The 26,204-nt window shown below is 45.7% G+C and carries 26 protein-coding genes and 1 pseudogene; 3 read left to right on the top strand and 24 right to left on the bottom strand.

Features of this window, described 5'->3' with window-relative positions; translation table 11 throughout:
* Positions 1 to 67: 67 nt before the first annotated feature.
* The 14 genes from GWC94_RS12240 to GWC94_RS12305 all read right to left on the bottom strand — a co-directional run bounded on the left by GWC94_RS12240 (position 68) and on the right by GWC94_RS12305 (position 11,672).
* Complete coding sequence (locus tag GWC94_RS12240) at positions 68 to 379, bottom strand: hypothetical protein (RefSeq protein ID WP_161835303.1); 312 nt, start codon at positions 377 to 379, stop codon at positions 68 to 70.
* 270 nt (positions 380 to 649) lie between these two features.
* Positions 650 to 1,219 carry an ester cyclase gene (locus GWC94_RS12245; RefSeq protein WP_161835304.1) on the bottom strand — a complete coding sequence of 190 codons (570 nt, stop codon included), beginning with the start codon at positions 1,217 to 1,219 and terminating at the stop codon, positions 650 to 652.
* Between the two features lie 27 nt (positions 1,220 to 1,246).
* On the bottom strand, positions 1,247 to 1,930 hold the full coding sequence (locus GWC94_RS12250; protein ID WP_161835305.1) for an alpha/beta hydrolase: 684 nt from the start codon (positions 1,928 to 1,930) through the stop codon (positions 1,247 to 1,249).
* 70 nt (positions 1,931 to 2,000) lie between these two features.
* Positions 2,001 to 2,834 carry a 4,5-DOPA-extradiol-dioxygenase gene (gene ygiD, locus GWC94_RS12255; protein WP_161835306.1) on the bottom strand — a complete coding sequence of 278 codons (834 nt, stop codon included), beginning with the start codon at positions 2,832 to 2,834 and terminating at the stop codon, positions 2,001 to 2,003.
* Between the two features lie 61 nt (positions 2,835 to 2,895).
* Positions 2,896 to 3,366 (bottom strand): DoxX family protein, encoded by a 471-nt coding sequence (locus tag GWC94_RS12260; RefSeq protein WP_161835307.1) that lies wholly within the window; start codon positions 3,364 to 3,366, stop codon positions 2,896 to 2,898.
* Between the two features lie 149 nt (positions 3,367 to 3,515).
* The gene (locus tag GWC94_RS12265; protein WP_161835308.1) at positions 3,516 to 4,091 is read right to left on the bottom strand and encodes a YceI family protein; all 576 of its coding nucleotides are present in this window, start codon (positions 4,089 to 4,091) and stop codon (positions 3,516 to 3,518) included.
* A 38-nt stretch (positions 4,092 to 4,129) separates the two neighbouring features.
* Positions 4,130 to 4,792 (bottom strand): NADPH-dependent F420 reductase, encoded by a 663-nt coding sequence (locus GWC94_RS12270; protein WP_161835309.1) that lies wholly within the window; start codon positions 4,790 to 4,792, stop codon positions 4,130 to 4,132.
* A 107-nt stretch (positions 4,793 to 4,899) separates the two neighbouring features.
* Positions 4,900 to 5,481: a Crp/Fnr family transcriptional regulator gene (locus tag GWC94_RS12275; RefSeq protein WP_161835310.1), complete on the bottom strand. Its 582-nt coding sequence runs from the start codon at positions 5,479 to 5,481 to the stop codon at positions 4,900 to 4,902.
* Between the two features lie 81 nt (positions 5,482 to 5,562).
* Positions 5,563 to 5,985, bottom strand: a complete 423-nt coding sequence (locus tag GWC94_RS12280) for a type II toxin-antitoxin system VapC family toxin (RefSeq protein ID WP_161835311.1) — start codon at positions 5,983 to 5,985, stop codon at positions 5,563 to 5,565.
* Positions 5,975 to 6,220: a DUF6364 family protein gene (locus tag GWC94_RS12285; protein WP_161835312.1), complete on the bottom strand. Its 246-nt coding sequence runs from the start codon at positions 6,218 to 6,220 to the stop codon at positions 5,975 to 5,977. Before GWC94_RS12285 ends, GWC94_RS12280 begins: the two co-directional genes overlap by 11 nt.
* 132 nt (positions 6,221 to 6,352) lie before the next feature.
* A complete protein-coding gene (locus tag GWC94_RS12290) occupies positions 6,353 to 8,407 on the bottom strand; it encodes a heavy metal translocating P-type ATPase (RefSeq protein ID WP_161835313.1) in 2,055 nt (684 codons plus the stop codon).
* Between the two features lie 4 nt (positions 8,408 to 8,411).
* The gene (locus tag GWC94_RS12295) at positions 8,412 to 8,699 is read right to left on the bottom strand and encodes a hypothetical protein (RefSeq protein WP_161835314.1); all 288 of its coding nucleotides are present in this window, start codon (positions 8,697 to 8,699) and stop codon (positions 8,412 to 8,414) included.
* 385 nt (positions 8,700 to 9,084) lie between these two features.
* Positions 9,085 to 9,702 carry a response regulator gene (locus GWC94_RS12300; protein ID WP_161835315.1) on the bottom strand — a complete coding sequence of 206 codons (618 nt, stop codon included), beginning with the start codon at positions 9,700 to 9,702 and terminating at the stop codon, positions 9,085 to 9,087.
* Positions 9,702 to 11,672, bottom strand: a complete 1,971-nt coding sequence (locus GWC94_RS12305) for a tetratricopeptide repeat-containing sensor histidine kinase (protein ID WP_161835316.1) — start codon at positions 11,670 to 11,672, stop codon at positions 9,702 to 9,704. The genes GWC94_RS12300 and GWC94_RS12305 overlap by 1 nt, the downstream gene beginning before the upstream one ends.
* Before the next feature lie 164 nt (positions 11,673 to 11,836).
* On the opposite strand from GWC94_RS12305, the gene GWC94_RS12310 reads away from it, so the two are divergent.
* From GWC94_RS12310 to GWC94_RS12320, 3 genes are all read left to right on the top strand, one after another.
* On the top strand, positions 11,837 to 14,035 hold the full coding sequence (locus tag GWC94_RS12310; RefSeq protein ID WP_161835317.1) for a tetratricopeptide repeat protein: 2,199 nt from the start codon (positions 11,837 to 11,839) through the stop codon (positions 14,033 to 14,035).
* A gap of 72 nt (positions 14,036 to 14,107) precedes the next feature.
* Positions 14,108 to 15,088, top strand: a complete 981-nt coding sequence (locus GWC94_RS12315; RefSeq protein WP_161835318.1) for a hypothetical protein — start codon at positions 14,108 to 14,110, stop codon at positions 15,086 to 15,088.
* Between the two features lie 27 nt (positions 15,089 to 15,115).
* The gene (locus GWC94_RS12320) at positions 15,116 to 16,480 is read left to right on the top strand and encodes a hypothetical protein (RefSeq protein ID WP_161835319.1); all 1,365 of its coding nucleotides are present in this window, start codon (positions 15,116 to 15,118) and stop codon (positions 16,478 to 16,480) included.
* A 741-nt stretch (positions 16,481 to 17,221) separates the two neighbouring features.
* Here the strand turns inward: GWC94_RS12320 and GWC94_RS12325 are convergent.
* The 10 genes and pseudogenes from GWC94_RS12325 to GWC94_RS12370 form a co-directional block, all read right to left on the bottom strand.
* Positions 17,222 to 18,346: a Fic family protein gene (locus GWC94_RS12325; protein ID WP_161835320.1), complete on the bottom strand. Its 1,125-nt coding sequence runs from the start codon at positions 18,344 to 18,346 to the stop codon at positions 17,222 to 17,224.
* A gap of 393 nt (positions 18,347 to 18,739) precedes the next feature.
* Positions 18,740 to 18,913 (bottom strand): annotated as a pseudogene (locus GWC94_RS12330) (helix-turn-helix domain-containing protein); the annotation flags it as partial.
* 76 nt (positions 18,914 to 18,989) lie between these two features.
* Positions 18,990 to 19,655: a hypothetical protein gene (locus tag GWC94_RS12335; RefSeq protein WP_161835321.1), complete on the bottom strand. Its 666-nt coding sequence runs from the start codon at positions 19,653 to 19,655 to the stop codon at positions 18,990 to 18,992.
* A 204-nt stretch (positions 19,656 to 19,859) separates the two neighbouring features.
* Entirely contained in the window at positions 19,860 to 20,279 is a 420-nt protein-coding gene (locus GWC94_RS12340) for a hypothetical protein (protein ID WP_161835322.1), read from the bottom strand.
* 446 nt (positions 20,280 to 20,725) lie between these two features.
* Positions 20,726 to 22,108 carry a tRNA uridine-5-carboxymethylaminomethyl(34) synthesis GTPase MnmE gene (gene mnmE / locus GWC94_RS12345; RefSeq protein ID WP_161835323.1) on the bottom strand — a complete coding sequence of 461 codons (1,383 nt, stop codon included), beginning with the start codon at positions 22,106 to 22,108 and terminating at the stop codon, positions 20,726 to 20,728.
* Between the two features lie 146 nt (positions 22,109 to 22,254).
* Complete coding sequence (locus tag GWC94_RS12350) at positions 22,255 to 23,079, bottom strand: energy transducer TonB (protein WP_161835324.1); 825 nt, start codon at positions 23,077 to 23,079, stop codon at positions 22,255 to 22,257.
* Positions 23,080 to 23,278: 199 nt separating this feature from the next.
* Positions 23,279 to 24,109 (bottom strand): energy transducer TonB, encoded by an 831-nt coding sequence (locus GWC94_RS12355; protein ID WP_161835325.1) that lies wholly within the window; start codon positions 24,107 to 24,109, stop codon positions 23,279 to 23,281.
* Between the two features lie 46 nt (positions 24,110 to 24,155).
* The gene (locus GWC94_RS12360) at positions 24,156 to 24,704 is read right to left on the bottom strand and encodes an ExbD/TolR family protein (RefSeq protein WP_161835326.1); all 549 of its coding nucleotides are present in this window, start codon (positions 24,702 to 24,704) and stop codon (positions 24,156 to 24,158) included.
* Between the two features lie 45 nt (positions 24,705 to 24,749).
* On the bottom strand, positions 24,750 to 25,400 hold the full coding sequence (locus tag GWC94_RS12365; RefSeq protein ID WP_161835327.1) for an ExbD/TolR family protein: 651 nt from the start codon (positions 25,398 to 25,400) through the stop codon (positions 24,750 to 24,752).
* A gap of 71 nt (positions 25,401 to 25,471) precedes the next feature.
* Complete coding sequence (locus tag GWC94_RS12370) at positions 25,472 to 26,110, bottom strand: MotA/TolQ/ExbB proton channel family protein (RefSeq protein ID WP_235918524.1); 639 nt, start codon at positions 26,108 to 26,110, stop codon at positions 25,472 to 25,474.
* Positions 26,111 to 26,204 lie beyond the last annotated feature (94 nt).

Here is a 26,204-nt window from a genome sequence, read left to right on the forward strand (position 1 = left end):
GCTCCCGCATCGGCATACATGCAGACAGGGTAACCGGCAAACGCCGTTACCAAAGTTGCAGTGAATATCAGATACGCCAGACCGAATTGCGGAGAAATAACCGGGCGGGTGAAACGCCACAGCAGATAGGCACGTTCGCTGCGGTGCGGAGGCAGGGTACCGGTAAGGGATGGTATGGATAGGAAAAAGTAAGCAACCCGGTCAGCTCCTGCCGCTGGTATGCCTGGTCAAGAGAAACAGCTACCTGCTCGGTTTTGAGGTAGGTATCGTACTCGTCGAAGAAAGTGTTATGCGCCTCGCCAAGGTCCATTTCCGTGGCGGAGATAAAAAAAGACATGCCGATGGCAACAAACAATATCTTGTATAACCATTTGACCATTGACACAAAAATATAAAATCTATGCCAAGCTATTGAGACCGGCTGGCGGTAGCATTAATTACCCCGGGTGGGTGTCGCGCGACCGGGAAAGCAATGAGAGACGGATACGGCAAGCAGGCAGACAAAATCACCGGATTTTCCTGATCCCCATGAATTGTCTGCCCGCTTGCCGACTTTATCCAGCTCTGACTTCCGGAAAACTTACCGCGACCTATCTACCCGAGCGCGGCTTAAGCAATCACCCTTCCGGAGATACTTGTGTACCATGGATTACTGTGCCAGGCCAATTTGTTTCATCAGCGACTGGTTATCCCAATGCAGGTATTCTTCTATCATCTTTCCACCCTTCCAGTGCCCGATGGTTGACATGGTGAGTTTGAATTTTTTTCCGGTTGGCTGAATGAATTTGCCATTGCCTATGTTCATCGGCTTCGAGAATGTGCCTTCCATTTCACCGATAACGGCCGTCCAGTCGCCGCTGCCAAACTTTACCGGGTGGCTGGTGATTTTGGTATCGGGTGCAAACGTGAACATGGGTGTGAGCATGTCAATATGCTGCGGAGACAACCCGGTGGTAACCATTCCATCCGGATAGATAACCCGGATATCCTTATCGTGACTTATTGCAAAGCTGTCCCATTGCTGGTGACTGTAAAACTGGAAGTCAAGACTGTCAAAACGCCGAAGTCTTTCCTGCGTCAGCTCTTCGTTATCCGCAGAGGAATTGCCTGTTTTGGTGTCATTTTTTGCCGTGGAAGATTTTTCGTTGCCGTTACAGGCCACCAGTAACATTGCGGCAATGATTGCCGGGAAAACAAAGCCGGAGAACTTGTTTTTCATTTTGTTGTTTTTTATGGTGAAGAAAATCTATTTCGCTTTTTTTAACCAGTCCGCCAGGTTTTTTACCACCTCGCTGTTAACCTGGTGGCTCATACCGTATTCGTGGTAGCTTATCGGGGCGCCTGTTGTTTGCAGATAGGCTCTTGCCTCTCTTGCATAGGCAATGGAGAGCGTCCCATCCTGTATTCCGTGTGCGATAAAAATTTTGAGTCTCTGAAGGTACGCATCTTTATGAACCATCGGCTTGATTTCTTCCAGCAGCCTGCCGCTCAATGCGATAACGCCGGCTACTTTGTCGGGATACAATAGCCCGATGCTATAACTCATAATAGCGCCCTGGCTAAAGCCGCCGATATATATTTCCTGCAGCTGGTATTTTTCCTGCACCTGTTCCATGAACCGTTTGATCATTTCCCGGCTTGCTGCCTCCTGTTCTTTATTGTACACCGGTCTGCCGGTTGAAAAATCAACCTGGTACCATGCATACCTGCCGGCGCCTGAAGTAAAGGGCCCTCTTGGCGAAATAATATAAAAGTCCGGCGGCAGCTGCTCTGCCAGGCTGAACAGATCCTGCTCGTTGCTACCCACGCCATGAAGCAGGATAACCGCTTTGCCGGCTGCTGTTTTTACCCTTGGCTCACGGATAAGGTATGGCAATACCGTTTTATCCGGTACGGCATTGCGTGCCTCATTGATTACTGTGTTTTCCATGTTACCTTGTTTACTGTGAATACCTGCTGAGAAATGCATCAGCAAAAAAAAAACAATGCGCCGATATGCATCATCCCAGCTTTACAGAAGTCATGGTGAGTGATCCCGCAACGGTTTTGTCATTGAAGAACGACGCTGTGTCTTTGCTTCCTTTCAGGCCTAATGTGTACATCAGCGGCAGGTAGTGCTCCGGTGTTGGCACCGCCAGCAGGGCTTCTTTGCCCAGGGCGTTGTAGTTGATCAAAGACTTATAATCGCCAGCTGCAATGAGTTGCTTAAACTTCTCATTCATTTGCAAAGCCCAGTCATATCCGTATTGCTGATCGTCTAATTTGTCCCATGCTGCCAACCTGAGATTATGCACCATATTGCCGCTGCCAATCACCAGCACGCCTTTTCTGCGCAATGCATACAGTTCTTTGGCCAGGTCGTAATGGTATTGCGGGGGCTTTGTATAATCGATACTTAACTGCAATACGGGGATGTTGGCATCAGGGTACATATGTCTTACAATGGTCCAGGTGCCATGGTCCAGACCCCAGTCATGGTCCAGTGCAACATGCGCTGAATGCAACAGACCGGCTGTTTCTTTTGCCAGCACCGGGTTGCCCGGCGCCGGGTACTGTACGGCAAATAACTCGTCCGGAAAACCGCCGAAGTCGTGAATGGTCTCAGGAAAGTCCATGGCAGTAATCCTTGTTCCTTTGGTGAACCAGTGGGCCGAAATCACCAGCACTGCTTTCGGCGTGGGAATTTCCTTAGCCATCTGTGTCCACCTGCGGCTGAACTCGGTGTCTTCTATTCCGTTCATGGGCGAACCATGCCCTACGAACAGAACAGGCATCAGCTGCTCCTGTTCTGCCAGGCCGTTCGTGAAATGTTTAAATGCCGATAACGTTGTCATACCTATTGCTCCTGTTGCGATTGTATATAAAAAATGTTTCCGCTTCATTCAGCAGTCTGGTTTATTGGTAGATGAGCAGGGTTGGGTCTTCGATATTCTTTTTTGATCTGCCTGCAGTGCGTTTCAGCTGAAGCAAATAATCAAGGGAATATTTACCGCTACCCGCAAATAACAAATTGAGGTAAACCAGCAGGTATAACAGCCCCAGTTCCTTTACAGACAGCGGGTCCGAAGAATGAACCAGGAACACCGCCACCAGCATGGTTATGGCCAGGGGAACAGCCGCCAACCGGGTTCCCAATCCCAGTAAAATCAACAGCGAGCAAAACACCTCTGCAAATACCGTTAGTGCCAGTGACAAACCCGCACTCATTCCCATCACCGGCGGAAACTGCACGGGATTCGAGGAAAACAACATGATCATTTTCGGAATACCGTGAACGAGCATCAGTGATGCAATTCCCACTCTTGCAATAAGCAGTCCGATATCCACTGTTTTCGGATTCTGACCAACCCTTAAAAACCTGTTCATATGTTTGTATTTTCCGGTTATTATTTGAAAAAGCTACGCATGGTATACACTTTTCAATCTCCACCTTACCCCCCGATGCGTAGCAGTTTTTTGTGCGTCAGGCAACCACTCTTCGCGGAATGGAAAACCCGTTATCAATGATCAAATCGTTATTGTTTGATAAATTCTCCGTCCGCCTTTATCCTTACCTCATCACTGATCATCGCGGCCGGAAATCCAGCGCCGATACCAAAGTCCGAACGTTTGACGGTGCCGGTAAGCTGGAAGCCTGAAGTTGCCTTCTTGCTCATCGGGTTTTCAACGGTTCCTGTGTAAAGCAGGTTAAGCGTTACGGGTTTTGTTACACCATGCATGGTAAGGTCGCCGCTCAGCCTATATTTGTTTTTGCCTGCCGGCTTAATGGCTGTGCTTTTGAATGACAGGGTCGGGTATTTTTCTGCGTCAAAAAAATCAGCCGTTTTCAGGTGTTTGTTTCTTGCTTCAACCCTTGTGTCGACAGACGCGGTTCTGGCGGTAAGCTCGAACTGTGCGTCGGAAAAATCGGGTTTTGCAGCGGTGACTTTTACATCGATGTCATTGAATGTTCCCGACACATCGGCTATGCCAAGGTGTTTTACCGTAAACCCAAGCTGGGAATGCGGATCGTCATTTTCCCAGGTTCCGAAACCATTGGTAAAGGCCGTTACCACAAAGAAGGCCGACAGGATCAGTGCTAATTTTTTCATTGTTTTTGTTTTTGGATGATTTTTTGTTTGAGAGTAGATCAATTATGTAAAATTTTCCAACCGGCTAACCAGTTGTAGTTGTACTTCATGGTTAATTGGATAAGCAGCAGCTGCATGTTTTCCAGCGTTCTGCTGATCTTCAGGTCACCCGCTACGATGGGGTTAAAGCCTGCTGTTTTCACCAGCCCGGCAACGGTATTCACCGCCTCCGCATCGTCACCGGCAACAAAGGCATCGGTCTGTTTTCCGTCGATAACGGGTGTGACAAAATCCGCGGCAAATACCGTATTGAATGCTTTTACCACTTTTGAGTTGGGCAATAATTTCTGTAATTCCTCCGCCGCACTGGTATCAGCCGCAGTTACCAAACCATCGTAGGTATCGTTCAGCGGATTGGCTATGCTGATAACAATTTTCTGATTGGCCACTTCCTTGATTTTCGCCGCTATTTCTTGTTCCGCCTGGTAGGGAACGGCAAGGATGATGATATCGGCCTCCCAGGATGCATCGGCGGCACATTCCAGCGCCTCCACCTCGGCGGAGGCATGGCTGTTTCTGATATCCGTAAGAACAGTTGCTATTTTTTCTTTGTCGTTACCAAAAAGAAGCAGCCTGTTATTGCCTTTTGAAAGATTTCTGGCGATGCTGGAACCCATATTACCCGCTGCTCCGATAACCGCTATTGTCTGTTTTGCGCTCATGGTCTATTGCTTTTGATAACACAAAATTACCAGCAAGCAGTGCCCTGTTCCATTGCGTTCGGGCAAGAAAAGGCATTGATTTATGTCAATGAAAATGAGTGGGGCAATTATTTACGGGCAGAAATCCGACTTCTGACCCGGCTCAGGGTTTCCGGTGTCAGTCCCATATAAGAGGCAATCATGTGCTGGGGAACACGTTGGGCGATATTTGGATAAAGCGCTAAAAAGTTACTGTACCGTTCTTCCAGCGGCTGGCTTATAATAGAGGTAAGCCGTTTCTGCAGGGCTATATACGCGCCTGTGATCTGCAGCCGGATATAGGTTTCGTATTTCGGAAATTGCTGCAGCAGTTCTTCGTGGGCGGATTTGCTGATCAGCACCAGTTCGGCGTCTTCCAGCGCATCAATATTATAGGTGGCGGGTTCCCCGGTTAAAAAGCTGTAGAGGTCAGAGATGGTCCAGCCCTCCAGCGCAAACTGAACGATGTGTTCCGTTCCGCCTTCATCCACCGTATACGCTTTCAATGCCCCTTTTTCCACAAATGCCACATGTTTGCACACATCTCCCTCCTGCAGCAGGTACTGTTTTTTACGCAGCTTTTTGGGTGTGAGAAACTGTTTGATCAATTCCTCTTCCTCCCTCGTGAGGCCAACCCTATCGTTGAATTTCCGGAAGAAGATTTCGTACATCAGTGAATTTTTACAAAACTACTATTCTGTCGTAACTGAGCAAAATACGGTGCAATGACTCGGTGAGATCTGCAACGGCATTCAGCGCTCAAACTCTTCCAGGAACTCCTCCGGTGTATAAACTGCCAATGCGGGAATACCCTGTTTTTGCAATTGTCTATCGCGGGAAATAAAATAATCCGATTTATGGTGGATAGCCGTATAATATTGCAGCGCGTCCTCTATGTCCGTGATCCTTGAATGAAGGGCATTCACTGCAATCTCGTGCGGGAGATCAATGACCGTTATATCAGCAAGGAGCGTGAGCAATATTTCCTTGGCTTTGGCATTACCGTAAGCCTTCGATAACCAATGACCCACGATATGAACGACAGAAGGCGTCATAAAAGCCTGGATATCTCCGTCAACAGCCAATCTGATAATGCGTCTTGCCTGTTCAAAGTTGTCACGCTTCAAGGTAAGATCAAGCAGGATATTGGCATCCAGAAACACTTTAGAAGCCATATTTTTTTGCTTTATCCTGGTAATACAACTCCTTCAGATCTGCTTTTGTATTCACATTACCAGGCTTCTCCAGCTTGTCTACCAAAGCAAGGATGTTCTTTCGCTTTGCAGGCTTCGTAACGGATTTAAAATAATTTTCAACCAATTCAGAAACACTGGTCTGCTGCTTCAAAGCATACCCTTTGATGTTTTCAAGCAGGGTGTTATCTATCGTAAGGTTCAATCTTGCTTTCATGACCTAAATATACGCATATTTTTCTATCATGCGCATATCAGGAATCTACCCCTGTTACAGAACAAACGTATCTCCTGTACCCGCATGGCATAGACCACTGTTATCCAATGGTTTCATCAGTATACCAAACAATTATTTCAACTTCAGCAGCCTGGCATTGATGGCCACGATGACAGTGCTCAAACTCATCAATACGGCGCCCAGGGCCGGACTTAACATAAAAGCAGGATGCAGCACACCGGCCGCCAATGGGATGGCAATGATGTTGTAGCCCACGGCCCATGCCAGGTTCTGTATCATTTTCCGGTAGGTCTTTCGTCCAAAAGCAATCATCTGGGCAACGTCTTTCGGATCGCTGTTCACCAGAATGATATCGGCAGTTTCTGCCGCCACGTCCGTTCCGCTGCCCACGGCTATTCCTACATCGGCCTGGGCCAGGGCTGGTGCGTCGTTTACACCATCGCCTGTCATGGCTACCACCTCGCCCTGCTGCCTGAATTCCTTTACTTTCTCCTGTTTCTGATGAGGCAGCACGTTGGCGAAATAACCGTCCATACCCAGTTTGTTTGCAACGGACGCCGCTATCTTCTCGTTATCGCCGGTCAGTAAAAAGCATTTGATGTTCATGGCCTTCAACTGCCCGATCGCTTCCCCGGCGCTTTCCCGTATACTGTCTGCCAATGTGATCATGCCCGTCAACTCACCGTCTATCAAAACATAAGTTACAGTCTCTGTGTCCTGGTCGATCGTTGATGGTATATCGGGAAATGGTTTGTTCTCTCTGGAAAAATAGTTAGGACCCGCTGCAACCACTGTTTTCCCGTTTACTTTTGCCGAAACACCGATGCCCTGCAGATAGCCAAAATCGGTTGACGGCCACTGCGGCAGGTTTCTTTCCTTCAGTGCCTTCAGGATCCCCCGGGCTATATAATGTTCTGAATGCTGCTGAACGGCTGCCACATACTGGAGAATATCATTTGCCGGATACCGGTTTCCGGTTGCAATCACCTGCTGCACTTCATGCGAACCCTTTGTGAGTGTACCGGTTTTATCAAAAATAATGGTCGTCAGTCTTCTTGCATTTTCAAACGCTGTTCTGTTCCTGATTAATAAACCATGCGTGGCGGATGCCGTGGTGGAAATAGCCACCACCAACGGAATGGCAACACCCAATGCATGCGGACAGGAGGTTACCATTACCGTGACCATTCTTTCCAGCGCAAATGCCAGGTCGTGGTTGCTGTACCACACAACAAAAGTGGCTACACCCACCACCAAGGAGATCACCGTCAGCCATTTGGCCACTTTATCGGCCAGGTTCTGCGTTTTTGATTTAGCGCTTTGTGCCGACTGCACCAGCGTGATCACTTTGTTGAGGTAACTGTCTTTTCCGGCCCCCGTTACTTTAATTCGCAGCGAGCCATCGCCGTTTACAGCACCGGCAATTACCTTGCTTTCTTTCTCCTTCCTGACAGGAACACTTTCGCCTGTCAGCATGCTTTCGTTCACAAAGGAGCTGCCTTCCGTTACAACACCGTCTGCCGGTATCTTTTCCCCGGGTTTGACGATGGTGATATCATCTTTTTTCAGCTGCTGGATATCTATGTCGATCACCTCCCCATTCCTTTCCACATGCACGGCAGAAGGCAGCAGGGCCACCAGCGACTGCAATGCGCTCGAAGCCGCCATCTGGGAACGCATTTCGAGCCAATGCCCTAACAGCATGATATCGATCAGCGTAGCCAGCTCCCAGAAGAAATCCATGCCTTTCAGCCCAAACACCACGGCCACGCTGTACACAAAGGCAACGGTGATGGCTACGGCCACCAGTGTCATCATGCCGATGGCCCGGTCTCTTACCTCGGCCACCAGGCCTTTCAGAAAAGGCATGCCGCCATAGACATAAATACCGGTGCTGAGCAAGAGAAGCACATAGCTATCTCCCGTAAACGCCAGCTCGAAGCCAGCCCATTGCTGTATCATATGCGAAAGCAGCAGCACCGGCATCGTCAGGGCAAGGCAGATCCAGAAACGCTGCAGAAAATCATGCGTATGGTGGCCGGCATGTTTATCGTGCATGGACTGATCATGCGCCGCTTCTTTGGCAGCTGCCGGGTGATGCGCTTCTGTAGGTTCCGGCTTCGGATGGCTGTGCTCATGCATGTTATGGTGATGAGAATGATCCATGCTGTTATTCTTTTTCAGTCAGTAAATAAGTTACAATTATGACCAACGCCAGCAGGCAAATCCAGGCAGACACCAACAGTATCTTTGCCGCCCGGGTTGATTTTGCACCCACCCCTTTCATCTGCATCAGGTACATGCCCAGTACATGGATCAAAGCGCCTGTAATCATTACCGGCAATGCATAATTGACCAGTATATGGCCCCATTTTGCACCGAGTCCAAAGCCCAGTATACCAGCGCCCAGGGCAGATGCGGATTGCGCTAACCGGTGTGATGTTTGTTTTGGCTGCATATTTTCGATAGTAAGAGATGGATCGTAAAGCGCACCACGTAGTCGCTATTCACATTACCGGCCAGCTTCCCAAAGTTCGGGCAATTAACCACTAACTGAAAGGAGAAATACGGTCTTTTTACATTTTTACGCGGGAGGTCTATTCGGCCCGGGAAATCATAGTGCAAAATTCTGACTTAAAGTTGGATAAGCAATTAAAGGAGCTATTTCAGTAGACGAAATGACCTAAGCTTTGTCTTTCAGGAAAGGGTTCCTGTCAGTGTCTGGTCCTACAATAGCCAGGTAAGGTTTCTCAGCACGAGCCATAAAATAACGGAAATTCATTTTCAGCATTTTTACCTCGCAGCATCCTCCCTAAGAAGGCGCCAGGTTGGATGCAACACTATCAACCGATCATCTGAAGATGAACAGCCTTTATCAATAATGAAGCGGTATTTTTCACTTCAAATTTTGCCAATAAGTTCTTACGGTGAGAATCTACGGTAGTGCTTCCCACAAAAAGTTTAGCAGCGATTTCATTATTCGTTAATCCGGCGGCAATCAGTTCAAGCACCTCTTTTTCACGCCGGGTGAGTACAATGGAAGGATCCGTTGTTTTTTGCAGGGCCTTACCTGCTTCAAAGCTCAGGTAGGTCTTCCCGTCGGCCACGCATTCAATGGCCTCTGTCAGTTCTTTTTGAGTGGCATTCTTCAATACATATCCCGAAGCCCCATTGTCCATCATTTTTTGTATAAAACTTTGTTGATTAAATGTGCTCAGCCCAATCACAAAAATGGCCGGGTACTTATCTTTCACTTCTTTGCAAAGATCGATGCCGGATACACCTGGCATATTAATATCCATCAGCAAAACATCAGGTTTCTGAAGCAATAAAAACGCAAGACAGGAGTCCGCATTGGTAGCATGACCCGCCCACTCTATGTTCTTTTCATCCAGCAGCAAGGAACGAATACCCTCAATGACCATATAGTGATCGTCAACTATAAAAACTTTGATCGCCATTATGCATTTATTTCAATATGAACAGAAGTTCCTTTCCCGGGTTCGGATTGAATATCTGCTTTTCCTTTCAAATAGCGGATGCGGCTTTGAATATTACCCCAGCCAATCCCTTTCCCGGCTGTCAAGATTTTCGGATCAAATCCTTTGCCGTCGTCTTCCACTGTAATGGTTGTCACTTCATTTATTTTGCTCACCTGAACAATAGCTGTCTTAGCTGAAGCATGCTTCATTATATTATTTAAAAGTTCCTGAACAATTCTATAAATAGTGATGGCCTGCGTTTGATCAAAAGCAGTTTCACTTAACCCGATGGATTGATAGCTAACCTGCAAAGCGCCCGCCTGGCTGATATCATTGCAAAAATCTTTCAAGGCAGTATCCAGGCCAAATTTCACCAGCGCTTCCGGCATCATATTGTGCGCCACCCTGCGCATTTCACTGATAGAACTATCCAGCATATCCATACTGCGTTCGAACGCCTGCTGGTTTTCAGGCGTCATAATAAGGTTGCCTTTCATGGTTTGAAATGAGTATTTAATGCCCGACATCATACCTCCCAGTCCGTCATGAAGGTCTTTTGCCAGGCGGGTTCTTTCCTGTTCCTCGCCTTTTAACACCGCTTCCACCGCCGTCAGGTGTTTTTCCGTTTCCAGCTCGTTAATGCGCTGCCGATGCAATTTTTGTTTTTGTTTAAAGTTTCTGTATAGCAGTAGGGCAATAATCACAGCAATTACTATAATTGCGATCAGAATGTAAGCAAGCGTGTTTTTTTTCTGTATGTTTAAACGTTGTATCTCCTTATCCGATTGTAACTGATTGATCTGCGCCTCTCTTTTTTCCGCCTGGTATTTAGCATCTAAAAACTCTATACGGTCACCATCTGCCTTGTGTTGTATACTATCGTTTAAAACAGTAAAGGAATCGAGATAATTTATTGCACCGAGAAAATTCCCCTGTGCTTTTTCCAGATGGTATCGATTCAAATAGATAGTTTTTAGCTGGTGAGGGTAATCGTACTGTTTTACTATGCTATAGGCAGAATCCAGGTGCCTGCGCCCGGCAGAAAAATTTTTCAGACCCGTATTGCAGATGCCCATCCATATATAGCAACTGGCAATATCGTATGGGGCATTAGTAAGTTTTATTAGCGGCAATCCTCTTGAAAAATCAGCCAGTGCCTCATCAAATTTCCTATCGTCATATTTAAAGTTCCCTATGATCTGGTAATAATTTGATTGAAAATAGTAATCACCCACGCTATCGGCAATTGCCTTACATTTTTTAAAAAAGAAGGCGGCCTTTTCCGGTTGTTTTAATTTCATCAGTACCCTTCCATAATTAATGGAAGCAGACATTTGGGCCGGGGGTGTGCCCCAGGCCATACTTTTTGTATATGCTTTTTCGCAATAGGTCAACGCTGTTTCGTATTTCCCGAGGTTATAATATGAATTTATGATATTGGCATAAAGGATTGGAAGATTCCTGTTCATACTGTCCATTTCTTCATATCTCCTGATGCCCGAAAAATACCATGCGAGGGCGCCTTCTTCATCATTAACATTCATGTGCTCAATGCCAATATTCAATCCCAGCGATGCCAGGCTTTTTTTTGCGGCTGGTGAATTGGGATGATCTTTCAGAATATTTTCCGCCTGCATGTAATACGTTATTGCTTTCCTGGAAAACATCCTGTTGTATAAATAGCCCATGTGCTCGTAAACTATTCCTTTTAAAACAGGGTTTTTGGTTTTGCTGGCAATACTGTCCCCTTCATAAATGTATTTCCAGGCGGCGGCTGAATCTTTTAACTGGATAAGATACCATGATATCCTGATCCGATCGTGTACCTTGATAGAGTCCGCTTTTTGTTTGACCAGCTCTTTACGTAAACTGTCTATTATGGGAGATTGTGCAGTAAGATAATCAGGGAAGGTGCAGAAAAACAGCAGTATGAATAGCAGGCGCTTCATGCAGTAAAATATAACCTTTAAGGCTGATTTACAAATAAACTCAGTGGCGATCCTTCACTCCTCCCCTTTTTCCATGATTTTTCCCGTTTGCCGAAATATCCTGTTTTTCAGGGATACTGTTCCCGCCTGTAAAAAATAGGTTTGTTCTCACAAATAACATCATTATGAAAAAGCCAGTATCCCTATTCATAAGATACTTTCCTCTACCGATCCTCCTCTTTGCCATTACAGCAGCAATTGCTCAACCACCTAAAAAAAACACCATGAAGGACAAGCCACCTACCCAAAAAGAAACGGAAGAGATGATGAAAGAAATGCAAAAACAACTGGATGGCATGAGCCCGGAAGATAAAAAGATGCTCGACAGTATGGGCATTAAGATACCAACGGCCGCTGGAGGAAACAACATGGCAAATTTCGCATTTGCCAATGCAAACAAAGTTGCACAAGATGAATTGGTTCCCCAAAAAGATGCAGCAAGAATTGCTTCTATTCCTAAGACACCGTTGACAAAAGCAACACTTCCGGCCTACCTGCAAAACATAGATCAACAAATTGTAAAAAAACTTTCCTCAACAACGGTACAAAAAGCAGCATCTGTTTACCAATGGATCAAGACAGACTATAAAACATCCACAGCAACCGGCAATTCAGCGGTAGGCGCCTGGGTCTTTGGCAAACAGGCCATTGCCTTGTACGTAATGAGCAAAGCTTGCATGGATAATCCCGATGACGATGATAACCTGAATAATTTCTCTGCTATCCTGACTATGACAGGCGGTGAGCAATTGGCGCTTCCCATTTTACATCATCTCAACAAGCTTTACCCCGGTAACAGCACTATTCTAAACAATATTGCACATGCGTGGTTTGGCCTGGGCGAAATGGATAAAGCTTCCAGATATATCGATTCAACGTTAACACTTTGTCCCGGCCATCCACAAGCCAATCTAATCAGAGCAAGACTGGAAATGAGTAAAGGAAACAAACAAATGGCGATCACTGCCGTAAAGCATTCCATTAAAAATTCCTATACCGATTATAAAGAGAAGCAACTGGACGGGCTTGGGTATAAATTAAAAAGCGATGATATTGACTGGAATCGCCCGCCATTGAATGATGCACTCGGTCTTTCAAAATTCAAGTGGCCAGCTTACCCAAAAAATGTAGACGAAAGCAAAATACTGAAACCGGAATGGGAAATTTTCAGGGAAGCCTGTGAGATTAAAATAAAGGAACTGACAGAAAAACGAGCACAACTGGAAAGCCATTGGGCAGAGCAAATGCAACGCAGATCAATGGAACTTTTACAGGGCAAGCAAATATCTCTTCTACCTGAACTGGCACCGATCGCCATAAAAAAATTTGAAGACAGGATCAAACCAATTTATGCTACAACCAACTTTGTGTTCTCTGAAGACTTCCAGCCGGTAATAGATGCACAGAAAAAAGTTATGGCGCTTGAAGAAAAAGAAGGCGAAGCCCTAAAGATCTTTCATAAAAAGTATCTTGATAAAATTGGCGAAGGCAAGGAAAATCCTTTTGGCGCGGCATGCACTGATGAAAATGCCATCAGGAATGAATTTTTAAACGAAGCAAACACCAATACAGAACAACGTAACAGGATTTATCTGAATTATGCCGCACAGCAGATCAACGACATCCTGCATTACCGCTTATACACGCAGTTTCCCGATGAGTTCGAACTCTCATTGGTAACCGCGCAATTGGCGTGGTTAACCACGGTTACCCGGCAGGATGTAAGGTTCAGGGAACCAAGTGAATATTGTAAATATACCGAACACAAAAAAGACACAACCAATCAACATCTGCAGGATTTCGAGTCGGTCAACTGTCAATACAAGAGCGAACTGAATTTGCTTTTTGGAACCATTAACGTTGAATGCAGCCGTATGACTGCCAAACTGGATCTGGGTTCGGTAAAAATCGGACTTACCACAAAACAAGGTAATAGAGATGATGAAACTTTCATGGACCAGTTTCAAAACTGTTCTGTCGAAGCAGGACTTAAAAAAGGCATCGGCTATGGAAGCGGTCCATTAAGAGTGGAAGCAAAAGCAGGCATCTCCGGCTATATCGAAATTGACAGAAACGGTATTAAAGATGCAGGGGTAAAGATTGGAGCGGATATTAAAGTTGCCACGAATGTCATCAAAAACCAGCAGGGAACTGAAACGACAAAAACCTTTGACGCAAGCGGCAAAGAGGTAAAATGGGATGCCGGCACCGGACCTTTCAAAGATCCTTCCGTTACGCTACTTGGGACGGAAACAAAAATTTCCATCCTCACAGGCTTTGACGGGGCAAAAACAACAGGAAAGGGCCTGCTGTCGGGACTTTGAGGATATAGCCTGCCAGTATAAAAGGAGTTACATTCGGGCTGTATGAAAATGTCTGACTGATAAAAAAAACATATGAACTACAAAATCATCATGGTCTGTTTGCTGTTTTCCATTTCAGCAGCAGCACAGGATTGCACGAAAGAAGCCCTGTTAAAAAAGCCGGGGACATGGAAAGAAGGCACTAAAGGCTTTATTCAAAATGTAAATGCAGCAGACCTTATAAAGGAAAAAGCGGTATTGGCTGGCATACATAAAATGGTCTTTTCAAAATACCATCCAACCGGGTGCGAAATAGCCTATAGCACCGTGTTTGGAAAAAACAAAAGCGCCGCAGGTACCTGGATCGCAGACCCTTACCACTATGCCATGTTTGTTTTACGGTATCTCTGTGATGAAAGCAGTGCCGACAAATCGAAATATTATACAGATATCTCCACGCCTACCACGGTAACCATAGCCTCCAATGAAATTTTTTCTCTAAACAACCTATATGCCAGCAGCCTTGCCGAAGATGATTCCAGAGGTTATTTGAAATTGACAAAGCGACCTGAAAAAAAAGACGGCTGTTATTTTATGGGTGAAGAGACCATAGGCGACCGGGCCAATAAAATAAAAGAATACCGCTGGCTTATTACCTATAACGATACCCTTCCCTTTTCTTATCTAAGCCAAAAAGAATACCTGCTGATACAGAGAAAGCGGCTGGAAAAAGACATAGAGGACAGTCCCGGCGAACAAAAATATTTGGAAAAATTCATCAGCACGATTGATGCCTGTCTGAAAAGACCCGAAGAAGAACTTAAACAACCGGCTGTCTGCCTGTGGAATGAAGAAGAGCGGTTTGAAAAATTCGTCAGCGAAGGCGCACCTGGTTCTTTTATTGCGGTGAAGCCAAACCCGGATTACTACCATAAGAAGCTGCCCATGTCGTCTCCCCAGTTTTTTTCCGTGGTGTATAAAATCGCCCATGGCGATCCTGTATTTGAAGAAAATATTTCCAACATACAGAAGGCAGTCGACTTTTCCGTGCTGAAAAATATGTTGGGCAGATAAGAAGTTATCCTTTTCAATCGCTATAAAATGAAAAAAATAATTTTCTGCTGCTTTTGCCTATCAACGATAACCTCTATAGCTCAAAAACAGACCTATGACCTGGTGATCTATACGCCACCTGCAGGCTGGAAAAAAGAGGAAAAATCCAACCTGACTGCTTATAGCATGACCGATAATGAAAAAAACAGCTGGTGCCAGATCTTCATAGTAAAAAGCACTGTCAGCAAAGGCAGTATTGGGGCAGATTTTGAAAGTGAATGGCAGGAGCTCGCGGTGAAAAACTATCATCCTTCCGAGATGTCACAGTCAGACAAAGCGGAGGAAGCCGATGGATGGAAAATAAAATCAGGGGTCGGGAAATTTGTTTTTAATAAAAGTGATGCTAATATTATCCTTACCACTTTTAGCGGGTATGGCCGTTGTGTGAGTATTGTAGCTATCACGAACAGCGGCGATTACAGTTCCGCAACAAAGAAATTCTGGGAGTCCATTGACCTGGTAAAACCATCGGCAACCACTCCGGTTACACCAACCGCCACAGATCCTGCCGTGAATAATCATTTCGCATTCAATACCACCCATTTTGATGATGGCTGGACAAGTACCGTGCAGGAAAACTGGGTGGAACTGACCAAGGGGAGCATGAAAGTGCTTTTGCATTATCCAAAAGAAGGAACCGTATTTGCCGCCGATCCCGGTCCATTGACTGACGCAGCCTGGAATATTTTGGTAGCGCCCCGGTACAGTAATTTACAAAATTATAAGACCGCCTATATCACCACATACGACAGACCTTATCTTGGAATGGGCTATGCCACCGAAAATGTCACAGGCAAAAATGTTTTTATTGTTCTCTTCCGTCAGGGACAAACCGGCTGGCTGGAGTTTATTGCGCCCGACAAAAACAGCTTCCTACAGCAATACAAATTTGACCCTGAAACAATACAGTGGGACAGCAACTCCGACCTGCTGATTCCGTTGATAAATATGACCAACTACAACAGGTTTTCCGTGGCCGCATCTGACTTAACCGGTAAATGGACAAGTGACTTTACCGGAATACAACAGCTGTATAATGTATACACGGGGCAATATGCCGGCATGAATATCAACCAGTCGAACGAAGAATTTGTTTTTACCACAGGCAATTCCTACAACTGGAAATTACTTGTTGTGAACGGTACGGTGGGAAATACAAAATATGCCGAAGTAAAATCGGCCGGACAATTTAGTGTACCCAATAACTGGCAGATCCATTTTTCCAGGATTGAAACCGGTCCCCGTACGTTTCATGCATTCTGGTCCTGCATAAAGGGTGCAAGGATCCTGAACCTGTTGGATGCAAATACAACCGGCGCCGGCATTTATACAAAATATGGGTTAGCCAGGTAGCCCGCGAAGAATAAAATGGTGTTGCTGCTAATAGCGCAGCTCATTATTGTTAAGTGCACAGTAGCCCTGCGAAAGACTGCGCGGAGAAAAAAGAAAATCAACTAAAATGGAAAGCCCAACGGTTTCGAAAGGAGCTGAAATTTTTTTAGTATGATGGCCTCGTATCTGTGAAAGTTAAAGTCTATTTGCTTTGCAGAGACCAGGAACAACTGAACCTTGCATTTTTTATCGCCACTACCCCGTGTTTATTTCCGGTATAGTGCGGGAATGGTGTCAGAATAGGCGGATATTTCGATGACAGGAAAATGTCGAAGAATCCTCACTCTTTTGACTGAGGGCTTGTTTCCCGCCGACAGATGCAGTATCGATTTCAGGAAAAAGATGATGACCGATCAATGGCTGAACCGTTTTCAGTGAAAGATTATAAAATTTATCCGGTTTTCGAATAAGCGCAGAATCCTACGAGTTCAATTCATCGGTTGCCAGGAAGACAGTGACAACCAAAGGCTACCTTGATGAACTCCAGCAGTTCTCGTCCTGTAAATTCGTTATTTGCATAGCTGATTATCATACAAATAACACTCCCACTTTTCAAGTGAAGTAGCTGAATCGTACGCTGTTTATTTGTCGATACAAAAATGAAAACCCGTATGTACTGCGGGTTTCGAAGAAATTAGTGACAGAATAGCAACAAGTTCTGACTAAAATCATAGTCATTTGAAAATATCTTGAACGGATTTGCTATTTGAAGATCTTCAAATAATCCTCAAACCTATATACCTTCTTTCTTTGTCCCCCGGTAATCTCTTTTATGATGTCAAGACGCTCCATTTCTCTTATAAGCAGGTATGCTGACGGAAGTGATATGTCGGCAATTCCAGCCACTTTCTCCGCATTAACTATTGGCCTGTGATATAATTGATTAACCACTTTTTGAGCATTGGCGGCCCTGCTGCCTAAAGTCTGTATTTTCTTATCGACTTCCTTTTGTAATCCCAAAATGTTGTCAAATGTCTCAATGCCGTTTTTCGCAGTTTCGATAATACCTACCAGGAAAAATTTCAGCCACTGATCTATATCGTTTTTCTCTCTAACCCGCATTAAGTTGTCATAGTAGTGTGTTCTGTTTCTTTCCAGAAAATCTGACAAGTACAGAATGGGCTTTCGTAATATTCCTTTACTGACCAGGTATAATGGTATCATTAATCTTCCTACCCGCCCATTACCATCCAGAAAAGGGTGTATTGTTTCAAACTGATAATGAACTATCCCAATCTTTAATAGCTCGGGGAAATATTTATCGTCATCATGAACAAACTTTTCCATGTCCGCCATTAATTCCTGAATACTGGTATGAACCGGCGGAACAAAAATGGCATCGCTGATAGTGACCCCGCCTATCCAGTTCTGACTTAAACGGAACTCTCCAGGTTGCTTTTTTGAACCTCGTACACCCCGCATCAACACGTTATGCGTTTGTTTTATCAGACGTGATGAAAATGGCAACCGATCTAATGCATGTATCGCCGCGTTCATTGCGTTTATATAATTTTGTACTTCTTCCCAGTCGTCCCTTTTATCTAAAGGCACATCTTCCTTGTCTAATAATGCCTCCTCTATATTCGTCTGCGTACCTTCGATTTTGCTACTCTGTGTCGCCTCCTTCAGTACATGCATGCTTATAAATAGCTCAATGTTGGGAATATAATTAGAGTACATGTCCAATCTTCCTAATTCACGATCAGCCTGACTCAGCAATTGCATAACCTCCCTATTATCCACATTCCATTGCCTATCGATAAAATCGGGCTGAAAACTTTTATAATAGCCTTGGTTTATATACTTGCCGGATTTGAAATCTTTCATTTTATACAAATCTTAAATAAAGGTACCCCTTATTTAAGATTTTTGCTATTTTCTTAAACAAAGAAAATATAATTATTGATTTTTGTCCTATTTCTAAATAACAAAACTGCTATCTAATAGGATTGCCAAGCGTATTTTTCAAAACGATCTAATCACTTGATTATCAATATTTTAAATGTTTTTTGGGCATATAACACACTTTCTCCAAAGTTGATTTGTCGATAGCGTTCAATAATTCGTCGGAAGCTTCAATAAGTGGATCATACCAGTCAGCTTTTTGTTTAGCCCAAGCTAGCCACCGGTCAAATTCTACAGATTTTGAATTATTACATAAAACTATCTGCTTTAGTAATTTGAATCTGAGGATTTATTCGTTCGATAATTTCTTTAACAACGGCTGATCTCCCGGAGCGCTTCCTCACCGCCGGTGTTATAAAGCTCTTTGATGCGGTAAAAACTGTCTCGGCTGGTGCCCATCAGTTTGCAGGCACGCGTTACATTGTTCAATTGTTCGGCCAAATTGATAAGGCCAACGCGGGATTTGATTAACTTAGTTTCAGAGTTCATGATCTGACATTTTGGGGTTATTAAATAAGTGTCGTTACTTAAATTTAATCCCATTTGTCAGATCAACTCTTAACTTCTACATTGTATTTGAGCCAATAATTATTTCAACTCCTGCGCTGTCCCTATTAAGAAATTTTCCGACAACGGGTTTTGAATACATGGCTTGATTAACTCCATCCACTTTTGTGTACCCACGCGATTTCAAAAAGTCCACAATTTCATTGGCAAACTCAAACGCTTCGGAACTTCCCATAATACAAGTGACTTTAATTTTCTCATTTTTCTCTGGTAAAAGTGAAACTAATTGAGACTGTTCGTTATAGTCTACTTTCCTTGGAACTGCTCCTACAGTAACCTGATTTGCAGTAATCCCGCCCAATTGGTTATTACTCGTTACGTTCACAATTTGTCTTTGCACTGTATCCTTTGATAGTATTACAGCGGTACCCGATTGTTTTGGCTTCGATCTTTCTTGCTTAACAATGTGCCCTTCGGCTTTTTCTGAATTTATTTGATAGCCAGTGTTTTTTTGTTTTGTTGTGTCGGCACTTCCCGGTATTTGACTCAATGTTGACTTGCTAGGCTCTATCGTAATCACCGACGATTTTAATGAATATTTACTCATTGCTAGAACAACTATTGCAATTAGGAGTGCTATAATAAAAGAAAAAGTCATTTTTGGGTGTTCAGCAATCAAGTCCCAAAAGGTTCTTCCATGATTATTGTTAGTATTTTGTTTCATAGTCATTATTTCTTATTGCGCACAACGCCCAAGGCTTTGCGAAGGTTAGGAATCGGACACCCCCACTGTTTGCTTGGCTACTAGAGACTCGATTAATTAAAGTCAAATTACAATAGCTGATGAGCAGAATTCTGTTACTCCAACTTTTGCAAAACTGATATCGGTGGCAGCGCAATCGCTAAGTTAGCATTAGTTGATGCTTGTTTACCAGCTTATCAGCACCTTTTGCTTTGGTGATTTATTCAGTCCCCTTTTTCTTAAACTTAGTCTTTTGATCAGATAACGATGTTCTTCTAAATACTTCTTGGTCTTTTCTTCTGGCATAAAAGGGATTATGATCGCCTTTTTTGACTCCATTTTTGCTTCTACGATAAAAATCTTCAAACCTTCGATTTGGACTTTTGTAAGAGCGTTTGAAAGTCTTGCATTTTCAGGGTGATTGCAAAAGCTTTTGGTTTGCTCTTTAGGTACTCGCTTTTTTGAATGTCGTTTTTCGACAATAGGTGGTGACTTTTCCTTCTTGCGCTTGCCTAGAGGAAGAACTCCATCTTTTCGAAATCTTTGAAGCCAATTACCGTTTTGAGCACGGTTTGCAATATTGCTTTTTCTATTCCCTTGTCGCATAACTCAGTATTGCTTTACATTGCCACCAACTCTCAAATATGCTAAATCATTGCTTACAAACTTCCGCCAATCACAATCAGTTCCGAGGCTTTTGCGAAGCTCGCTACACCGCTATTTGAAATTGGATTTGTTTTAAGATACAAAGGGGAATACAAAAATGTAAACAAAAACCGACTTATCCAAACTTGTTTTAATATAAGAATACCCATTGCAAAATAGCAATATTGCAACTGTGAACATTGTTCACTTATGTATCATTGTGTATCATACTGTATCATTGTTGCCCACAATTCATCCCTCATTTCCCAATTTTGTTACGAATCAAGAGTAGTAACCGAATAGTCACAACTAATTGGCTAACAAAGGCAAGAAAAGGCAACTATCGGCAAGTGAAACTGCCTGAGAATAAAGATAATCCGCTCTAAATCCGCGAATCCGTAATCCGCCTACTTCCCAATACAAAACTTACTAAAAATAAAATCCAGCTGGTCTTCATTGGTGATCTGGCCGGTGATGGTGCCGAGGTAGTGAAGGCTCTGCCGTATGTCCAGCGCCAGCAGGTCGCCGGGCAGCTGGTCATTGATGCCGCGCTGCACCTCGTTGAGCGACTCGCCCAGTTTCTGCAGCGCTTCGTAGTGGCGGGCATTGGTGACAATGGTTGACTCCTGCGAGATATTTCCCTGCACCGCTTTTGCCACCAGCGCGGCGCGCAGCCTGTCTATATGCCGGTGCTGCCGGGCAGAGATGGGAATGATGCCGGGCAGCTGGCCAAAGGGCTCCGGCAGGGTTGCCGCATCCGTATCGGCCTTGTTGGCGATAAGCAGGTGCTTGATCTGCTCCCCGTCCAGCCCGGCCCGGACAGCCTGCAGCTCTGCAGGGGTGGTGTCGTTGATATCGAAGAGATAGAGAACAATATCTGCCGCGCGCATTTTTTCCCTGCTTCTTTCCACGCCGATGCTTTCGATCGCATCCTGTGTGTGTTCGCGTATGCCCGCGGTATCGATCAGGCGGAAAAGAATGCCGTCTATGTTCAGCACTTCCTCTATGGTATCGCGTGTGGTTCCGGCGATATCGCTTACAATGGCACGGTTCTCGTTAAGCAGGGTATTGAGCAGGGTTGATTTACCCGCATTGGGCTTGCCGATAATAGCCACCGAAACGCCGTTCTTGATCACATTACCCAGCTGGAACGATTGCAGCAGTCTTTGCGTTGCCAGCTGCAGCTGCGCTATCAGCTGCTGCAGCTGCGCACGGTCTGCAAACTCCACATCCTCCTGCGAAAAATCGAGTTCGAGTTCTATCAGCGCAGAGAATCTGATCAGCTGTTCGCGCAGCTGTTGGAGGTCGGTTGAAAAACCGCCGCGCATATGGTGCAGGGCGGTTCTGCGGCTGGCTTCGGTATTACTGGCAATCAGGTCGGCCACCGATTCGGCCTGGGCAAGATCCATCTTACCATTCAGGAAAGCGCGCTGCGTAAACTCACCGGGTTTGGCAATACGCACCCCCCGGCGCGTGATGGCCTGCAACACCTGCTGCTGCAGAAACGGTGAACCATGGCAACTGATCTCGATCACGTCTTCGCCTGTATACGAGCGCGGCGCTTTGAACAGCGATAACACCACTTCATCCAGCACCGTATCGCCTTCCTTCATCAACCCCACCTGCAGGGTATGCGAAGGCTGCTGCTGCAAATCCTTCGAGGGAAACAGGGCATTCACCACCTCAAATGTGCGGGGGCCGCTTACCCTGATCACACCGATCGCTCCCACGCCGGGCGGGGTTGCCAGCGCTGCTATCGTATCATCCCAGCCATTGAGCATTGTGTTCATCGGGTAAAAATAAACCAAAATTTATACCTGAGGCGTTAGACCTGAGTTGTCATGAGTTACCGTGAGTTGGCATGGGTTGGAGGGTACTCACATCAACTCACGACAAACTCACGATAACAACTCACGTCAACACGCATTCCCCTTTTTCAGTCGTTCTGCACTACAAACGTGATACTCTGTTTCTGGCGGTGCGTTACTTTTCTGCCGTTCTGGATGGCGGGAGACCAGTTGCGGCTTTTTTTCAGTACCCTGAGCGCTTCATCCCTGGTGCCATAGCCGGGATCGTTCTCGGCCCTGATATCGCTGAGCAGGCCGTTCACATCCACGCTGAAAGAGATCACCACGGTATATTTTCCGAGGGGCGCACCGTTCTCGCTGGGAAGATCCTTGTTGAGGTTACGTTCCAGGTATTTCAGCCATTCTGCCGCACCGCCGGGGTATTCGGCCGGGGTTTGCACGATATTGAACTGCTCGTCGATATCCCTGTCAACCTTGGGCGCCTCCACCTTACCGGGATCTTTTTCGGGAGGCGGCGCAACAATGCCCTCGTCTTTGGCACCCTCCATGTTGATGGTTCCGATCTTTGTGTTTTCCAGCTTGTCTACATCCCTGATCTCGTCTTCGGGTTGTACCTGGCTGTCCTGCACGATCCTGGGCGGTGTAAACTGCGACATAGCCACTTTCGGCGGTTCGGTTTTTGGCGGAGGCAGGGGTGGCGGTTCAAGGGGTTTGGGCTCTACGTAATTCGTCAGCTTCATCTCTGTTACCAGTTCGATGCGACCGGACGATTTTCTGCTGCCCGCGATAACGGCGCCCACCACAAACAGCAGGCATACCACCACCGTTCCGGCAAGTGCATAGGCCAGGCGTTTGGGATAGGTTCTGCGCAGTTCATAAGCACCATACAGTTTGTTGCGGCACTCGAACAGTATATCGAGCAGGTCCGCCGTAAGAATGGATAATTTTTCCATAACGTTGGTTTAGGAATGGGATGCGTTGAAGGAAAAAATCCATACCGAGATTTTGGAATTGGGGATTGGGAAATTTTGAAATTGGTCTTGCTCATCACGTGTCCTTTCAATTTCAAAATTTCCCAATTCAAAATTTCAAAATCAAAAAAAATCCCCGCAGATAACCTGCGGGGATTTTATCAGTAAAAAGCTGAAACGATTATTCTTCAGATACCATGAACGTAATGCTCTGCTTGTGGCGGTAGATTACGTTGCGGCCGTTCTGAACCGCAGGCTTCCATTTGGGACCTTTCTGGATTACCCTAACGGCCTCTCCCTTGGTTCCGTAGCCAGGATCGTTCTCAGCAACCACATCGCTGATGGCGCCGTCCTTGGCAACGATAAAGGAAACGATCACGGTGTATTTGCCGGGAGGCGCTCCGTTCTCAACAGGTAAGTCCCTGTTAAGGGTACGCTCCAGGTACTTGGTCCAGCCTGAGAGACCGCCGGGGAACTCGGCAGGGATCTGTACCACGGTAAATACCTTATCGTAATCTTCTTCCACTTTGGGCGCTTCCACCACACCGGTGGGTTTTTCAACCGGGGGCGCTACGATGCCTTCGTCTTTCACACCTTCCTGGTTAATGGTACCGATCTTGGTGTCTTCCAGTTTTTCCACCTCTTTGATTTCCTCTTCAGGCTTCACTTCTTCATCCTTCACAATTTTGGGAGGGGTGAATTTGGTGATCTCCACTTTGGGTGGCTCCTGCTTGGGCGGGGGGGGCGGAGGAGGAGGCTCGGGCCTTTTCTCTTCCTTTTTCATCGCTTCCAGGTTTACGTCCTGTACCACGATCTCGGTTTTGGGGCCACTGCTTTTGTTGGCAATGATCGACAGGGCCAGTAACAGTGCGCAGATCACGAAAGTGCCGATCAGGGCATTCCGGATACGCCTGTTATAAGTCTTACGGAGTTGGTAGGCACCGTATTCCTTATTACGCCCGTCGAACAGGATATCGAGGATATCCGCGGTGGCAATTTTATTAATATCCATGGTGACTGTCTTTAATAATTAGATGCTGTGATTCAGATTTTCCATATTAATTCTGGCCGGCGGCGGCTGACTGGTCTGATATTTTCACCAGCTGCGCTTCCGAATCAGAAATATCCACCAGTGCGTAACGCTTCAGGATGTTGATGGCCATCTCGTCGAGAATATCCACCACATTCTTATACGTACAGTCATCCGATGGTTTGATCACCACAACCAGGTCTTTCTCCGGCGTACGGGCCTTTTTATCGATCAGTACGGTACGGATCTCCTTGAAATTGGACGATTTGAAGTTGGAGCCATCCGGCTTCAGGGTACCTTCGTAGTAGAAGACATGGTTGTCTTTTCCCAGAAGGATGGTGATAACACCCGATTCCTTGGCTTTGTTCTGCTCCTCCGGTTTATCGGCATCTTTCGGAAGAAAGAGCCGCATAGCGGTTGCTTCGCTCATCGTCGTGGTGAAAATGAAAAACGTAATGAGCAGGAAGCCCAGGTCAACCATGGGCGTCAGGTCAACTCGGGTAGATAGCTTCTTCCCTTTCTTGACCCCGGGGCCTTTTTTATGGCCACCGCCACTCGAGGTATCCATTTCTGCCATGTCGGTAGAATTTTGTTTTCGTTACAAATTTGTTTGCTCGCGCACCTATTCTTCCGATTTCTCACCGGCCTGACCTTTCTTCCACAGGTCTGTGCCCACAGGCGCCCCTTCGGGGTTGGTGATCATCTGGAATTTCAGGATGTCGTTCTTCTTGAAAGCAGTGATAATGGCTTTGAATGCCGGATACTTGGCAAAATTATCGCCTTTCAGCAGGTATGCCGGTTCTTTCTCGCCGGTATAGGCTTCCTTGATAACACGCATCCAGGTAACCAGTTCATTATTTGCTGAATCCTTTACGGGAATACCGGGTAACAGGGAACCTTTTTTCGCTTCGGGAGCGAGTTTCAGGAACGATGCCATGCTTCCGAGGGGTGCACCGAAGAATTCGGCGTTCTTGAAGGCATTTACATCCAGACCCAGGTTCTGTGTAGTATTCAAAGCATTGGCAATCAACTCTTTCTTGTCTGCTTTATCCATCGCAATAAACACTTTGCCGTCCTTGTCAAGAATTACCTGTACAAAATTCTCCGAAGGCGCTACCTTGGAAGACACCGAATTGGGCGTCTTCACTTCTATCGCTTCCGATGGTTTGAATTTCGTGGTCAGGATAAAGAATGACAACAACAGAAAGGCCACGTCACACATCGCCGTCATGTCGATGTTCGTGCTCTTACGAGGTAATTTGGCTCTACCCATTGTTTGTTGTTTAGATTGATTATCAGATTATAGATTCAAAACCCGCAGTTTTCCACATAATAATCTTTCGATTATTTGTAGTTGGCTGCAAAGCTTTGTGTTAATGTAAAACCTGATTCATCAATACCATAAGTGATACCGTCGATACGGGTAGTGAACACGTTATACATAATGATCGCAACGGCTGAAGTACCGATACCCAGTGCGGTGTTGAACAGGGCCTCGGAGATACCTTTTGACAGTTCGCGTGCAGCATCACCACCGCCTTCGTCGCCAAGGGCAGAGAATGATTTGATCATACCCAGTACCGTACCCAGCAGACCCAGCAGGGTAGCCACCGATGCGATGGTTGAAAGGAACACCAGGTTTTTCTCCAGCATAGGCAGTTCCAGTGCAGTGGCTTCTTCCACTTCTTTCTGGATGTTCAGCACTTTCTGCTCGGTAACCAGTTCGTTGTTGGTGATCATTTCCTTGTATTTTTTCAGACCCGCTTTCATTACGTTGCCTACAGATCCTTTTTGCTTATCACAGGCAGCCAGGGCTTTATCAACATCTTTGTTGGCAAGGTGAAACTGTACGCTGCGTACAAACTCAGCGATACTGCCGGTACCGGCAGCTTTGGAGATGGTCAGCAGCCTTTCGATACAGAAAGTAACCACAGTCAGGAAGCAGCCGATCAGGATCGGTACGATGATACCACCCTCGTACATCTTGCTAAGGCCGGCTTTAGGTCCTTTGTGCTGAGGCCAAAAACCACCATTTGAATCGGGTGTAGTGAAGTTGCTCGGTGCACCCAGCACAAAA

The organism is Sediminibacterium soli (assembly GCF_009939225.1).
Lineage (GTDB): Bacteria > Bacteroidota > Bacteroidia > Chitinophagales > Chitinophagaceae > Sediminibacterium > Sediminibacterium soli.

Excerpts from the sequence above, each read along its gene's own strand:
- GWC94_RS12240 (WP_161835303.1), bottom strand. The coding sequence starts at position 379 with ATGGTCAAATGGTTATACAAGATATTGTTTGTTGCCATCGGCATGTCT.
- GWC94_RS12245 (WP_161835304.1), bottom strand. The coding sequence starts at position 1,219 with ATGAAAAACAAGTTCTCCGGCTTTGTTTTCCCGGCAATCATTGCCGCA.
- GWC94_RS12250 (WP_161835305.1), bottom strand. The coding sequence starts at position 1,930 with ATGGAAAACACAGTAATCAATGAGGCACGCAATGCCGTACCGGATAAA.
- ygiD (WP_161835306.1), bottom strand. The coding sequence starts at position 2,834 with ATGACAACGTTATCGGCATTTAAACATTTCACGAACGGCCTGGCAGAA.
- GWC94_RS12260 (WP_161835307.1), bottom strand. The coding sequence starts at position 3,366 with ATGAACAGGTTTTTAAGGGTTGGTCAGAATCCGAAAACAGTGGATATC.
- GWC94_RS12265 (WP_161835308.1), bottom strand. The coding sequence starts at position 4,091 with ATGAAAAAATTAGCACTGATCCTGTCGGCCTTCTTTGTGGTAACGGCC.
- GWC94_RS12270 (WP_161835309.1), bottom strand. The coding sequence starts at position 4,792 with ATGAGCGCAAAACAGACAATAGCGGTTATCGGAGCAGCGGGTAATATG.
- GWC94_RS12275 (WP_161835310.1), bottom strand. The coding sequence starts at position 5,481 with ATGTACGAAATCTTCTTCCGGAAATTCAACGATAGGGTTGGCCTCACG.
- GWC94_RS12280 (WP_161835311.1), bottom strand. The coding sequence starts at position 5,985 with ATGGCTTCTAAAGTGTTTCTGGATGCCAATATCCTGCTTGATCTTACC.
- GWC94_RS12285 (WP_161835312.1), bottom strand. The coding sequence starts at position 6,220 with ATGAAAGCAAGATTGAACCTTACGATAGATAACACCCTGCTTGAAAAC.
- GWC94_RS12290 (WP_161835313.1), bottom strand. The coding sequence starts at position 8,407 with ATGGATCATTCTCATCACCATAACATGCATGAGCACAGCCATCCGAAG.
- GWC94_RS12295 (WP_161835314.1), bottom strand. The coding sequence starts at position 8,699 with ATGCAGCCAAAACAAACATCACACCGGTTAGCGCAATCCGCATCTGCC.
- GWC94_RS12300 (WP_161835315.1), bottom strand. The coding sequence starts at position 9,702 with ATGGCGATCAAAGTTTTTATAGTTGACGATCACTATATGGTCATTGAG.
- GWC94_RS12305 (WP_161835316.1), bottom strand. The coding sequence starts at position 11,672 with ATGAAGCGCCTGCTATTCATACTGCTGTTTTTCTGCACCTTCCCTGAT.
- GWC94_RS12310 (WP_161835317.1), top strand. The coding sequence starts at position 11,837 with ATGAAAAAGCCAGTATCCCTATTCATAAGATACTTTCCTCTACCGATC.
- GWC94_RS12315 (WP_161835318.1), top strand. The coding sequence starts at position 14,108 with ATGAACTACAAAATCATCATGGTCTGTTTGCTGTTTTCCATTTCAGCA.
- GWC94_RS12320 (WP_161835319.1), top strand. The coding sequence starts at position 15,116 with ATGAAAAAAATAATTTTCTGCTGCTTTTGCCTATCAACGATAACCTCT.
- GWC94_RS12325 (WP_161835320.1), bottom strand. The coding sequence starts at position 18,346 with ATGAAAGATTTCAAATCCGGCAAGTATATAAACCAAGGCTATTATAAA.
- GWC94_RS12335 (WP_161835321.1), bottom strand. The coding sequence starts at position 19,655 with ATGAAACAAAATACTAACAATAATCATGGAAGAACCTTTTGGGACTTG.
- GWC94_RS12340 (WP_161835322.1), bottom strand. The coding sequence starts at position 20,279 with ATGCGACAAGGGAATAGAAAAAGCAATATTGCAAACCGTGCTCAAAAC.
- mnmE (WP_161835323.1), bottom strand. The coding sequence starts at position 22,108 with ATGAACACAATGCTCAATGGCTGGGATGATACGATAGCAGCGCTGGCA.
- GWC94_RS12350 (WP_161835324.1), bottom strand. The coding sequence starts at position 23,079 with ATGGAAAAATTATCCATTCTTACGGCGGACCTGCTCGATATACTGTTC.
- GWC94_RS12355 (WP_161835325.1), bottom strand. The coding sequence starts at position 24,109 with ATGGATATTAATAAAATTGCCACCGCGGATATCCTCGATATCCTGTTC.
- GWC94_RS12360 (WP_161835326.1), bottom strand. The coding sequence starts at position 24,704 with ATGGCAGAAATGGATACCTCGAGTGGCGGTGGCCATAAAAAAGGCCCC.
- GWC94_RS12365 (WP_161835327.1), bottom strand. The coding sequence starts at position 25,400 with ATGGGTAGAGCCAAATTACCTCGTAAGAGCACGAACATCGACATGACG.
- GWC94_RS12370 (WP_235918524.1), bottom strand. The coding sequence starts at position 26,110 with ATGTACGAGGGTGGTATCATCGTACCGATCCTGATCGGCTGCTTCCTG.